Source organism: Psychrobacter pocilloporae (assembly GCF_029872915.1).
Lineage (GTDB): Bacteria > Pseudomonadota > Gammaproteobacteria > Pseudomonadales > Moraxellaceae > Psychrobacter > Psychrobacter pacificensis.
The window spans coordinates 2,779,055-2,793,199 of the sequence record NZ_PGFT01000001.1 but is presented as its reverse complement, the minus strand read 5'-3'; the positions used below and the strand labels follow the sequence as shown (position 1 = coordinate 2,793,199).

8 protein-coding genes are annotated in these 14,145 nt (G+C 45.4%); 6 read left to right on the top strand and 2 right to left on the bottom strand.

Annotation, left to right across the window (positions count from 1 at the left end; all coding sequences use genetic code 11):
* Positions 1-6 precede the first annotated feature (6 nt).
* The 5 genes from aroB to CUR83_RS11920 all read left to right on the top strand — a co-directional run bounded on the left by aroB (position 7) and on the right by CUR83_RS11920 (position 10,769).
* Positions 7-1,116, top strand: coding sequence for a 3-dehydroquinate synthase (aroB, locus tag CUR83_RS11940; RefSeq protein ID WP_284719727.1), 1,110 nt, complete (start codon positions 7-9; stop codon positions 1,114-1,116).
* 135 nt (positions 1,117-1,251) lie between these two features.
* Positions 1,252-2,355, top strand: coding sequence for a hypothetical protein (locus CUR83_RS11935; RefSeq protein ID WP_284719726.1), 1,104 nt, complete (start codon positions 1,252-1,254; stop codon positions 2,353-2,355).
* 879 nt (positions 2,356-3,234) lie between these two features.
* Complete coding sequence (gene gltB / locus CUR83_RS11930) at positions 3,235-7,698, top strand: glutamate synthase large subunit (RefSeq protein ID WP_284719725.1); 4,464 nt, start codon at positions 3,235-3,237, stop codon at positions 7,696-7,698.
* Between the two features lie 232 nt (positions 7,699-7,930).
* The gene (locus CUR83_RS11925; protein ID WP_058024467.1) at positions 7,931-9,352 is read left to right on the top strand and encodes a glutamate synthase subunit beta; all 1,422 of its coding nucleotides are present in this window, start codon (positions 7,931-7,933) and stop codon (positions 9,350-9,352) included.
* Between the two features lie 205 nt (positions 9,353-9,557).
* Positions 9,558-10,769 carry an FUSC family protein gene (locus tag CUR83_RS11920; protein ID WP_284719724.1) on the top strand — a complete coding sequence of 404 codons (1,212 nt, stop codon included), beginning with the start codon at positions 9,558-9,560 and terminating at the stop codon, positions 10,767-10,769.
* 81 nt (positions 10,770-10,850) lie between these two features.
* On the opposite strand, the gene CUR83_RS11915 is transcribed toward CUR83_RS11920, so the two are convergent.
* Positions 10,851-11,978, bottom strand: coding sequence for an ABC transporter substrate-binding protein (locus CUR83_RS11915; RefSeq protein ID WP_071002937.1), 1,128 nt, complete (start codon positions 11,976-11,978; stop codon positions 10,851-10,853).
* A gap of 359 nt (positions 11,979-12,337) precedes the next feature.
* Here CUR83_RS11915 and CUR83_RS11910 point away from each other — a divergent pair, with 359 nt between their 5' ends.
* Positions 12,338-13,150, top strand: a complete 813-nt coding sequence (locus CUR83_RS11910; protein WP_071002938.1) for a 3-oxoacyl-ACP reductase — start codon at positions 12,338-12,340, stop codon at positions 13,148-13,150.
* Between the two features lie 42 nt (positions 13,151-13,192).
* On the opposite strand, the gene CUR83_RS11905 is transcribed toward CUR83_RS11910, so the two are convergent.
* On the bottom strand, positions 13,193-14,032 hold the full coding sequence (locus CUR83_RS11905; protein WP_083328928.1) for a Cof-type HAD-IIB family hydrolase: 840 nt from the start codon (positions 14,030-14,032) through the stop codon (positions 13,193-13,195).
* Positions 14,033-14,145 lie beyond the last annotated feature (113 nt).

The following is a 14,145-nucleotide window of genomic DNA, read 5'->3' as shown; positions in this document are numbered from 1 at the left end:
TGTCTCATGGCAACGTCACTGTTTCATGATAGCTTAACAGTTCGTACGCAAAGTCATGATTATCCAATCATTATTACTGAAGATGCGACGTCAAAAGACAGCAGTATGGCAAAGCAAGTCGCACCTTATATTAAGGGTTGCCAAGTATTGATTGTGACTAACGATACCGTGGCACCTCTATATTTGCAAGCTTTAGAAGACGAGCTAGCAGAGCAGTTTACGGTAAAAGTTTGCGTGTTACCAGATGGTGAGCAATATAAGAACCAGACAAGCATTGACCAAATATATGATGCACTAATGGCAGAGCATTTCAATCGTGATGTCACGCTTATCGCACTTGGTGGCGGCGTGGTGGGTGATATGACAGGTTTTGCTGCAGCAAGTTTTATGCGCGGGGTCAACTTTATCCAAATTCCAACGACCTTATTATCGCAAGTCGATTCTAGCGTTGGCGGCAAAACGGGCATCAATCATGCGCAAGGCAAAAATATGATTGGGGCATTTTGGCAGCCACAAATGGTGCTCGCTGATATGAGTACGCTCAAAACATTGCCTGCACGTGAGCTGTCAGCAGGAGTCGCTGAAATTATCAAGTATGCGCTTATCATGGATGAAGCATTCCTGACATGGCTTGAAGAGAATTTAACTGCAATGATGGCGTTGGATCTGGCAGTACTTGGCGAAGCCGTGAAGCGCTGCTGTCAATACAAAGCAGATGTGGTCGCTCAAGATGAAAGAGAGTCAGGTGTGCGTGCCCTGTTGAACTTTGGGCATACGTTTGGTCATGTGATCGAGACCCATCAAGGTTACGGCAATTGGTTGCATGGTGAGGCGGTAGCGGCGGGCATGATGCAAGCAGCTGAACTGTCCCAAAAAATTGGTTGGTTGACCCTTGATGAGGTTGAGCGCATTGAGCGTGTTTTGATGCTAGGTAACCTGCCAACCAAACCGCCTGCCATTGATGTACAAACTGCTCTGGACTTGATGGGACACGATAAAAAAGTGAAACAAGGACAAATCCGGCTGATTTTGTTAAAATCAATAGGGAGTGCAGTAGTGACCAATGACTTCGATAACGATATGTTGCTCGAAGTATTGTCACAACACAGCGCATAATGTATCAAAATTTTAGTGAGTATTCGTACCAAAACTTGATATGTACAGCAGATTCATAGGCTGCACTCACTGCACTTCTATTTGAATGAGCATTGATGTAATGCTCTTAAATATGTTTTTACCAAGGATATTCCTATGGCAGCATCAAAATCGAAGACGCGTACCGCTGGCCAATCATACAGTCGTCAAGCCCTGATCTGGCTGGTCGCGACGTTACTATTAGGTGTTGTGACAGCGTTGGTCTGGATGCTAAGCCAAACGCCAGCGATGGGTGCCAAAATTGAAAATGAACCAGTATCAGCACCGCAAATGTTGGCTGATGAGTTTGAGCAACCATTAAAAATCGAGTCGCTTCACGAGCTGGATACCGATGTACAGCCGATTAGTTTTGATACGACTGTCCGTGATTTGCGTAATTATCCTGACGAGTTTAAAGACAAGCGCTATCTACTTGCCAACAAGGGTAAGTGGACCGTGCAGGTGATGAATGTCGCTGAAAATGACGTGATTGTCAGTTATTTAGAAGGCCGTGAAGATCGTGATAAGTTCGCTTATTTCCGCTATCTTGATAGTGAAAATCAAGTCCGTTATATGCTGACTTACGGAATCATGAGTAGTCCACAGGAGGCCGTTGGGGCAGCAAAGCTCACAGATTTTAAACTGCCTGCCAATGTACGTGTACTACCGGAGGAGATCAATCGATACGTAAGTATTATCGATAACTACGAGCGTCCTGATCCAGTAAAAGACTTAAGTACGAAGCGCACGCGCGCTGTCAATCTAAAACCGACTAAGCGTGAAATACCAGTACGTCAGCAAGCGCAAGCAGTCAACAATACGGCTAATGAGCAAGAAGCCGCTAACACTAATACGAGTCGCGATAGTCAACGTTCCTCTAACGATAGCGCCCCAGTAGAAAGCATCCGTCAATCTGCAGATACCTCTGAAACATTATCTGTCACAGAAGAGCGCACAGTTGGTAATGAGCCACAGTCAACTGATGAGGCATCAAGTCAAACGGAAAGTAATACCAATAACTCCAAGCAGGAAAATAAAAAGCCGTCAACAGCAGGTGCAGATAATAGCACCGCTAAAAAACCACCCGCTGTACCTGCGCCAAAACCGCCCAATACGAGCAACAATGGGGCAAAGATTAATGCAAATGCACCTAAAAATAATAATGCGCCTAAAAATAATAGTGACAGTATCAAGTCGTTAATAGAGGACAAAAGCAACTGATACGCATTTTTTGTTATTGAAAACCCACTAGCTAATTGGTTAGTGGGTTTTTTTATACTTCGTTTTTTTAATATATTAGTGGCTACTGTCGCTATTTTGGGGCAAAGTATTCAAGGTAGACAGATATCATCCATTGCCTCAGGTAACCCTAACATAGGCGCTTTATATTATATTTCTAATAGGTTTTTAATCGTCCTATAACCAATAGTAATGAGACCATATACAAATTATGGCTGATGAATCGATAGAAAAGACTAGATTTTTTGTGAATCATTAACTAATATAACTGTGGGCGACGTTCTGTATAGTTATCGTAAAAAACTATTGTTAAACAAGCATTTAGTGATAGATCTATCATTTATAGAGTTTATTACTGAAATTTGTTGTCTCAAGCGCGGCTACTTACAACCGACATCAAGATCATTGTAAGTGACGCAACCTCTCTTATTGTCACTCTTTTTAGAGTGAATAAGGCGCTTGAATACAGAGCGTCAGATATTCAAGACGAACCACATGCACGATTATTAAATGGTTGGATGTCCAGCTCTCATTGCTAGATATAACGACATAACACACGATGCTTAAACGAACGACATAACGTATTACTGATTGGGCAATTGGCATTTGGGGGTATAAATTACTCTGTTTCAAAGGGCTGCCATTCACTGTCTTTAATATATGACGCATATGTCACGACATTACTTAATGACCAAGAGGGTCAAAGGGTTACTTGCTTTTATAGCATGATGTTGATTGAGCCTCGCACCATTTACTAATTCAACTATCCGAATATCCACTATCAGCCCGTTCTGCTTACGGGTACCAGCTTATGCTCCGCATTGGAGATGTAAGTTGCCCGTCTACTTAAAAGGACAAGCTATGTCAATGATTTCCTCGCAAACACACCTGGCCACGCCAGATGATTTTTCTGATAATTGCGGTTTTGGTCTAATTGCTCATATTAAGGGTGAAGCCAGCCATAATTTGGTAAAAACCGCCATTCATAGTTTAAGTTGCATGACACATCGTGGTGGTGTGGCGGCAGATGGTAGAACTGGTGATGGTTGCGGTCTACTATTAGCGACGCCTACCGACTTCTTTAAACAGATCGCTGATGAGCAGCAATTCGCAATCACAGACAACTTTGCCGTTGGTATGGTGTTCGTCAATTTGGATGATGGTAAAGCCAAGCATAGCCAGCAAGTATTGAGCGATGAGATTACCGCCCAAGGATTAGAAGTCGCTGGCTGGCGTGATGTGCCACTTGATTTGAGTATTGTGGGTGAGATCGGCCGTGAGACATTACCAGATTTTAAGCAGGTATTTGTCAATGCGCCAGATAACTTGGCTGCTGAAGATTTCAACCGTAAGCTGTTTGTTGCACGCAAAAAAGCAGAGCAGCGCCTGACAGATGACGAGCTGTTTTACGTATGTTCATTAAGCTGCCAGACCATTATTTATAAAGGTTTGGTCATGCCATCAGACCTGCCAGCATTTTTCTTGGATCTTCAAGACGAGCGCTTGGCGTCACATATCGTGGTTTTCCATCAGCGTTTCTCCACCAATACTTTGCCGCGTTGGCCATTGGCACAGCCGTTCCGTTATCTGGCTCATAATGGTGAATTAAATACCATTACAGGTAATCGCAACTGGTCTAAAGCACGCACGCCAAAGCTCAAATCAGACAAACTGCCGAACTTGAATGAATTGACGCCGCTTGTAAACAGTACAGGTTCTGATTCATCAAGCCTAGATAACATGCTTGAAGTGCTAATGTCTGGTGGTATGAATTTGTTCCATGCGATGTCGATTTTGGTGCCACCAGCGTGGCAGAACGTCGATAGCATGGATATGGATTTGCGAGCGTTTTATGAGTTTTATTCGCAGCATATGGAAGCGTGGGATGGTCCTGCAGGGCTTGTGATCCAAGATGGACGCTATGCCGTCTGTATGCTCGATAGAAACGGTCTGCGTCCGTCACGTTGGGTGACCACCAAGAACGGTTATATCACCGTCGCATCAGAGGTTGGTGTTTGGGACTACTCACCACAAGATGTGTTGGCAAAAGGTCGTGTCGGCCCAGGTCAAATGCTGGTTATTGATACGTTGACAGGTCAAGTGATGGATACGACTGCTGTTGCAACGTTGCTGAAAAATGCGCATCCGTATCGAAAGTGGCTGCGTGAAGAAGCGACACGTGTCCGTGATGATGAGCGCTTAGAAGAAACCTTAGCAGCGCAAGCGTGCCGTGGCGACAAGTTAAAAGCATTACAAAAAATGTATCACATCACCAATGAAGAGCGTACAGAGATCATCCGTCCTAATGCAGAGAATGGCCAAGAGCCAGTAGGTTCGATGGGTGATGACACGCCAATGGCAGTACTATCGCAGCAAATCCGCCATGTCGGTGATTTTTTCCGTCAGCAATTTGCACAGGTGACCAACCCGCCAATCGATCCATTACGTGAATCAATCGTGATGTCACTACAAACTTGCCTAGGTGCTGAGACTAATGTGTTTGCGCCATCAGCAAGAGATGCTCACCGTATTATTTTGTCATCACCAGTCTTGTCAGCCAGCAAGATGCAGCAGCTTGAAACCTTGGATGATCCAGCATTCAAGATGGCTCGTATCGATCTGAACTATGACCGTACTTTAGAGTTATCTGATGCTATCGTTGCTATTTGCGAAGAAGTGGCAGATAAAATCCGTTCGGGCAATACCTTGATCGTACTGTCTGATAAAGAGATCGATGCAGAAAAAGTACCTGCCAATGCCATCATGGTCACAGGAGCCGTGCACCATTACCTGATTGCAGAAGGTATCCGTACCGATGCCAATCTCATCATCGAGACGGGGCTGGCGCGTGACTCGCATCAGGTGGCGGTATTAATTGGCTTTGGCGCCACCTGCGTCTATCCATATTTGGCTTATGATGTCATCGATGACTTGGTGGCTACTGGTGAGTTGCTTGGTGATCCAATTCAAGCCCGCGTTAATTTCCGCAAAGGCTTGGATAAAGGTTTGCTAAAAATCTTATCAAAAATGGGTATCTCTACCATTGTGTCGTATCGCGGTGCGCAGCTGTTTGAAGCAGTTGGTCTTTCTGAAGAGGTCGTGAGCCTATGTTTTAAAGGCGTACAAAGCCGTATCAAAGGCGCTACCTTTGCAGATCTTGCCGCTGACCAAGCGCAACTGGCTGCCAACGCATTTAAGCGTCGTGCGCCACTAGATCAGGGCGGTTTGCTCAAATTTGTCTTCAATAAAGAGTACCATGCCTTTAACCCTGACGTGATCAACAGCCTGCATACGGCAGTACGTACGGGCGATTATGAGAATTATCAGAATTATGCCAATCTAGTCAATGGCCGCCCAGTGGCGACCTTACGTGACTTGTTGCAACTAAAGACTGACAACAGTATCGATGTCGATGATGTTGAAGACATCTCTGAGATTTTGACGCGTTTTGACTCAGCAGGCATGTCGTTAGGCGCGCTGTCTCCTGAGGCGCATGAATCGATTGCAATGGCGATGAATACTATCGGTGGACGTTCAAACTCTGGTGAGGGCGGTGAAGATCCTGCGCGTTATGGCACGTTGCGTAACTCAAAGATCAAGCAAGTGGCCTCTGGTCGTTTTGGGGTCACACCTGCATATCTGCGCTCAGCAGAAGTGATGCAGATTAAGGTCGCTCAAGGCGCAAAACCGGGCGAGGGGGGTCAGCTACCTGGTGGTAAAGTGAATGCGTTGATTGCGCGCTTGCGTTATTCGGTGCCAGGCGTGACCTTGATTTCACCGCCGCCACATCATGATATTTACTCTATCGAAGATCTGGCGCAGCTGATTTTTGATTTGAAGCAAGTCAATCCAGATGCATTGGTATCCGTTAAATTGGTGTCGCGTCCCGGTGTTGGTACGATCGCGACAGGCGTTGCAAAAGCCTATGCCGATTTGATTACGATCTCAGGTTATGATGGTGGTACAGCAGCATCTCCGCTATCGTCTATCCATCATGCAGGCTCGCCATGGGAGCTAGGTTTGGCTGAAACCCATCAGTCTCTACGAGTGAATGGATTACGTGATAAGGTACGTGTTCAGACCGATGGTGGTTTAAAAACAGGATTGGATGTCGTCAAGGCTGCCATTCTTGGTGCAGAAAGCTTTGGCTTTGGTACCACGCCGATGATTGCGGTTGGTTGTAAGTACCTTCGTATCTGTCATTTAAATAATTGTCCAACAGGGGTTGCTACCCAAAAAGCCAAGCTGCGTGATGAGCATTTCATTGGCGAAGCAGAAATGCTGATTAATTTCTTTAAATTTGTGGCGACTGAAACACGTGAATGGTTAGCAGCGCTAGGTGTTCGTAGTATGGAAGAGCTGGTCGGTCGTACTGACTTGCTAGATATCTTAGAAGGTAATACGGACAAGCAGCGTCATCTTGATTTAACGCCATTGCTATTTAGTCACCCAGCTAGTGTGGGCAAAGCCCAAACGTGTCAGGTGGAGCGTAACGAGCCGTTTGATAAAGGCTTGCTCGCTGAGCAGATGATTCGCGATATGCTCGTCAATATTCGCCAAGGCTCAGGCGGCGATTATAGCTATTTCATTGGCAACTGTGACCGCTCTATTGGTGCTCGTATCTCTGGTGAGATTGCACAAGTATGGGGCAACCTTGGCATGAGCGATATGCCGATCAAGCTTCGCCTGTCAGGTACTGCAGGGCAAAGTTTAGGCGTGTGGAATGCTGGCGGCCTAAATATTGAGCTTGAAGGCGATGCCAATGACTATGTGGGTAAAGGCATGGCTGGCGGTGAGATTGTCATTTATCCACCTAAAGACTCAAACTTTACGGCACAAGAAACCGCCATCATCGGTAATACTTGTCTATATGGTGCAACGGGCGGTAAGTTATATGCTGCTGGGACCGCAGGTGAGCGTTTTGGCGTCCGTAACTCTGGTGCGCATGCAGTCATTGAGGGTACAGGTGACCATTGCTGTGAATATATGACTGGCGGTATCGTCACGATTCTTGGCCGTACTGGGCTCAACTTCGGCGCTGGTATGACGGGTGGTTTTGCTTATGTACTCGACATGGAAGGTGACTTCTTTGATCGTTGCAATCATGAACTGATCGATCTCAACCGTATCTCAAGCGAGCAAACAGAAGAGCATCGCATTCACTTACAACAAGTGATTGAAGCTCATGTAGATAAAACAGGCAGTGCGTGGGGTCAGACGATATTGGACGACTTTGAGCACTATGTTCGTAAATTCTATTTGGTGAAGCCAAAAGCGGCGAACATTGCAAGTCTTCTTAAAACTACCATGGCCGACCCACAATAGCCGATTTGTCATTGTCGGTCGTGTCAATCGATTGTCTTAAGAGATCGTATTGAGGAATCGACAATGACTTTAATTAGGGTAGCCAGCGTTCCGTTTTTAGAGACGTTTTAACTCACAGGTTTTCAGCAGGTACGTGACAGCAGTGATATATGTCTTAGATTTTAGACAAACAACACATCGCATGACTGTCGCCACCCACTGCAAAAGAGCCTTATATAAAAGAGATAGCACCATGGCAAAACGCTTAGAAAATAACTTCCAGTTTTTAGATGTACCGAGATTTGATCCAACCAAAAAAGACATTGCAACGCGCTCAACAGAGTTTGTTGAGATTTATAAACCTTTTGAAAACGAAGCTGTTGCTCAGCAAGCGCATCGTTGTCTTGAGTGTGGTAACCCGTACTGCGAGTGGAAATGCCCAGTACACAACTATATTCCTAACTGGCTAAAGTTGGCGACAGAAGGACAGATATTCCAAGCGGCTGAATTATGCCATCGCACCAATACCTTGCCTGAAGTATGCGGACGAGTTTGCCCGCAAGACCGTTTGTGTGAAGGCGCTTGTACATTGAACGATGGCTTTGGGGCAGTGACCATTGGTAATGTTGAGAAATATATCAACGATACCGCGTTTGCACTTGGCTGGCGCCCAGATATGTCTGAAGTTGTTTGGACAGACAAAAAAGTTGCTATCATTGGCGCAGGACCAGCAGGTCTTGGTTGCGCAGATATCTTGGTCAGAAATGGTGTCAAGCCTGTCGTCTTTGACAAACGTCCTGAAATTGGTGGCTTATTAACTTTTGGTATTCCTGAGTTCAAAATGGAAAAAGACGTCATGCGTAACCGCCGTGTCATCTTTGAAGACATGGGTATGGAATTTCGCTTAGAGACAGAGATCGGTACAGACGTCACCATTGATGAGCTATTGGCTGAGTATGACGCGGTCTTTATGGGCATGGGTACATACACCTATATGCGTGGCGGCTTCGCTGGTGAAGAGTTGACAGGCGTCTACGATGCGCTAGATTACCTGATTGCCAACGTCAACCGTTGTAATGACTGGGAAAAAGATGCCGAAGAGTACATCGACCTTAAAGGCAAAAGAGTTGTCGTACTAGGAGGTGGTGACACAGCGATGGATTGTAACCGTACCAGTATTCGTCAAGGTGCTGAAAAAGTCGTCTGTGCTTATCGCCGTGATGAAGAAAATATGCCTGGCTCACGCCGCGAAGTAGTCAATGCTCGTGAGGAAGGGGTTGAGTTTTTATTCAACCGCCAGCCTACTGAAATCATTGGCTTAAACGGCAAGGTCAATGGGGTGAAAGTAGTCACGACGCACTTGGGTGCGCCAGATAACCGCGGACGTCAGCGTCCTGAGCCGATTCCTAATTCTGAAGAGATTATCCCATGTGATGCCGTGATTATGGCGTTTGGCTTTAGACCAAGTCCTGCTGATTGGTTCGAGTCGCAGCAAGTGGCAATGGACAGCTCTGGTCGAGTGTTGGCTGCAGAAAAACAAACCTTTAAATTCCAAACGCAGAATCCCAAAATTTTTGCAGGTGGTGATATGGTACGTGGCTCTGATTTGGTCGTGACGGCTATTTGGGAAGGCCGCGAAGCAGCAGAAGGTATACTAGACTTTTTAGAAGTATAATTACCTCGATTTAGATTCCACGATTTATTAGTGGTTTGTGATGTAAACGTCTTTTGTCTTTTATCAGACAAAAGGCGTTTTTTTTGAGTGATGCTTGGTAAATCGAGGCTCGACTGCTAGCATGTTTTTGCGTACCCTATATGCTTTATCGTTTACCTCATTTATCCACTAAAACTCGTTTATTCACTAAAAAGAGTAGCCTTGCGTGAAATCAACCCTTTACCAGCTTATTACTGCTCCATTTACTGAGCCTTATGTTCGCTATCAACATGCCGACGTCTTGCACGCCATTCGCTTAGGAACGGCTGTCATACTGGCGCTACTGGCCAATAAACTTACCAACCTGCCGCATGGTGAGTGGACCACCATTACGGTTTTTATTATCTTGGGATTATTGCAGTATCAAGGCGCTATCTATACCAAAGCCAAAGAGCGTGTCTTGGGTACTCTATTAGGCATAGGTACGGCCCTTGGGGTGCTGTGGTTCATTCAAAATGCAGGTGCATGGCTATGGATCGATTATGCACTTATCGGTATATTAAGCGGCATCATTGGCTATTTAGCCGTCAGAAAGCTCGGATATACAGGGCTGCTAACGGGTATCACTATGTTGATGATTGTCTCTGACTTGGGTCACAACAGCATCGGTCAAGATGGCATCTACCGCGCGCTAAATATCTTACTGGGTACAGGTGTTTCGGTAGCAGTGACGCTGATTTTACCGCTCAAATCAACGTTGATGTGGCGGTTTTTATTGAGTAGTAATCTTGACGCTTGTAGCAGTCTCTATGCTGGCGTGGGTAATCATATTGATGCAGCGGACGGAGCGGCGGGCAACACGACCCATAAATCAAATCCAGTGGCTTTTTCAGCTGGAGAAGTACCTGTTGATAGAGCGTTGGTCACCACATTACAACAGATCAATAAGCGCCTGCTAGCTGTGCGTCCACATATCGCTGCGACAGCAAGTGAGTCAGGAATCGAAAAAGAGACGCTAGAGACCATTCAGCGTACCCATCGTAATATTATCGGAACGATTGATTTATTATTAAGCGCTGCTCCGCGTTTGGCGAATATCGAAATTGATGAAGAAAACCATGTGTTACTGATGCATTATCAGCACGAATTGACGCAAGCCATGCAGCATATGGCGGCGGTACTCCGAAGTCCAAGCGATGAAGTGTTTCGCCCGATTACTCGTATTGCTGTGTCAGAATATCCAAGTGTGCAGCACTTAGCATTTGAGTGGCAGGGGTATTTTTGGTTAACACAGACGTTGCAAACCCAGTTGCAGCAATTGAGTGATCTGTTACAAACCTCTAAGCCACACTGGTTTGCTGCATCTGGGCTGGGTTATCAGCGCCGTGAGCAGCGCCGGATGAAAGAGCAGGGCGGCGAGACAGATTTGCATTTATAACGCACAAAAAACGCTGACCATTTAGGATCAGCGTTTTTTCTTAAAGATTTACTTTATTTTAAAGGTATTAAACCATGGCTATTAGCGCCCCGTTTTTAGCTTATCCCAGTATTGTTGATACACTTGTAGTGCTTCATCGCCCACATCTTCTTGGAATTCCGCTTTGGCTAACACGTCTTTAGATGGGTAAATCGTTGGATTGTTGCGAACGCTTTCATCCATCAGCTCTCGTGCTGCCTGGTTTGGTGAGGCATAACCAATTTCTTCACTCACGATTTTGGCGTTTTCAGGACGCAATAAGTAATCAATAAATTTATGTGCTGCATCAACCTGTTTGGCATTTTTTGGAATGACAAAGTTGTCCATCCACAAGATAGCGCCTTCAGTTGGGTATTTATAAGCCAGGCTCGTTAGACCTTCGTCATTCGCCATGACTGCTTCGCCATTCCACGTCATGCCAAGAGACGTCTCACCTTCGATGTACGGCATACGTGTCGCATCAGAGTTAAACGTTTTGACGTTTGGCATTAACGTTGTAAGCTTGTCGTAAGCCGCTTTGATTTCATCAGGATTGCTACTGTTGCCCGAGTAGCCTAGCGTCAGTAACGCCATACCGAACACTTCACGCACATCGTTGGTAAGCATCACCTGACCTTTGTACTTAGGATCCCATAGGTCGTTCCAGCTATTCACAGTTGCAGGATCGACACTATCGCCATTGATCGCAAGACCGGTGCTACCCCACATGTACGGTATAGAGTATTTATTGTCAGGATCGACTTTGGTGTTGGTAAATGACGTATCGAGGTTTTTAAAGTTACTTAATTTAGACTTATCTAACTCTTGCAGTAACCCTTCTTTGGCCATTTTTTCGACATAATAAGTCGATGGAATGGCCAAATCATACTGGCTAGAATCATCAAGCAATTTGAGTTTGGCGTACATGGCTTCGTTGGAATCAAACGTTGTGTAATTGACCGTGATACCAGTTTCTTCCTCAAAACCATCCAAAATCTCTTGTGGCATGTACTCTGACCAGTTATACAGATTAAGCGTCTCATTGCTCGCAGCAGCGCTAGCATCTGCCGCATTGTCAGAATTGCTACAGCTGGATAATGCCAAGCCAACAGTGGCTGCTAGTAATGCTTTTGGCAGCATACGTCCAAAGCGTGCCGGGCTGCTTGAATGGAACGATGATAAATGGGTCAAAATACCTCTCCTAAATAAAGACAATTCAAATCAAAGATGCGGATAAAAATGATAAGGCAATTAATGCCTAATGTCGCTAATAACACTATTATGGTTATCACTTTGCACAATTTAAAGGGCTATTACTAAGACAATATGTCGTAATGCGCATACATAGCGCTCATGAGACAAATCAAATTTGTCATAACAGCTGATTTGAACACAGATGATAATCAGTCGAATTTCTAAAAAACTGCTCACAAGGTGCTGGGCAATGAGGTGATATAACCATGCTACTATAAACGTAGGCTCAAGCGCAAAATCGCAAAAAGCACTTGGCTCTCAATGAACCATACCACAATAATAAAGGATACCGCGTGATGACTCAAAGTACCTCTACTAACAGACCTGTCGCTATACCAGCATTACTTACGGACAAAGTCGCCATCGTCACTGGCGCCAGTCGTGGACTTGGTGCACAAATTGCTCAGCAAATGGCAACAGCTGGCGCAATCGTTTGTGTCAATTACCTCAACAGTAAAGAGGCGGCTGAGACGGTAGTGGCTGATATCATGGCAGCAGGCGGGCAGGCGTTCGTATATCAGGCGGATGTCACCAAGCTTGAGCAGGTAAAGGCCATGGCGGCTGAAGTTATTAGCCGTCATGGTCGTATCGATATTGTGGTCAATAATGCATTGCCACACTATCAATTTGACCCTAGTGCTGACAATACTAGCATCGAGACCGTGCAGTGGGCGCATTTTTCTCAGCAAATCGACGGTATCGTCAAAGGCGCGGTCAACACTGTACAAGCGGTATTGCCACAGATGAAAGCGCAGCAGATGGGTAAAATCATTAATATCTCAACCAACCTTGTCTACAATCCTGTCGTGACTTATTATGACTATACGACCGCCAAATCGGCGCTGCTGGGGCTCACGCGCAATCTAGCTAGCGAGCTTGGTCCGCACGGCATTCGCGTAAACCTATTAGCAGGCGGCCTGTTAAAGACTACCGATGCTAGCAGCCTCACGACTGAGGAAGTCTTTGACTATATCGCTACCACCACGCCGCTGCGTCAAGCCACCTCAGTTGCCGACTTTGCTAACTCTGTACTACTCATGGCGTCTGATTTGAGCGTGGCTATCACCGGTCAGTCCATCGCGGTTGATGGTGGTTTGACGATGCCTTAGCAAAAAGCTAACGGGTACTTGATATAGGCTCAAGCAAGGTTTTTATTTGGTGGACGCGGCAGTGTAGAACTGCTCAAGCACGGCTTGGATACCATACTCTTCAATCGTACCAGTGACAAAATCAGCTCGTTCTATCAGAGCGGGCTGAGCATCCCCCATCGCAACCGCAAACCCCACCAAATCAAACATTTCTAAATCATTCATACCATCGCCAAACGCCATACACTCGCTGACATCGACCGCATAGTATTCGCAGACATCTTTGATGCCGCGCGCTTTTGAAGCATCTACTGGCAAAATATCTGCACCGATTTGATGCCAATGTACCAGCTTTAAATCATACTGCGCAAAATCGATGTCCTGCATTTTATCGAATTGATTATTAAAAAATACTGAGCATTGATAGACGATATTTGACTTGTAATACTCAGGGTCAAGAATAGAGTTGGGTGTGACAGCGTTGAATTCACGCAAACGGTCGTTTTCATCTGACCATGCGATATGAGTAGCAGAGTCAAACTTATGAATCAAGTCGCTCTGCTGGCAAAGACGCACGATTTTATCTGTTTGCTCATCTGACAATGGATAGTGGCTGATTCGGCCCTTTTTATCAAAGCTATACTGTCCATTCATACAAATAATGGCATCCAATATATCTGCATCAAGCAATGCTAAGATATCCTCAGGCAATATGGCCTTGGAGCGCCCAGTTGAAATCACCAGCTTGATATCAGTGTCTGCCAGTTGCTCAAGGGTTGCTTTATTATGTTCGGCAATGACGCCGCTGCGACTCAAGGTATCATCGATATCGAAAAAGATGATTTTAGGTGTAGAAACTTTGGTATTCATACTTTCTTGAGCAATTTTATCTTCGATAAACATGATGATCCTCTACATTTTAAGCGCTGCTACTAAAGGTAATAGTAGCTGATTACTAATGCCTGAGCGACTTTATTATTCGTCTTATCCTACAGGCTCATTAGCCAAAAATGAGG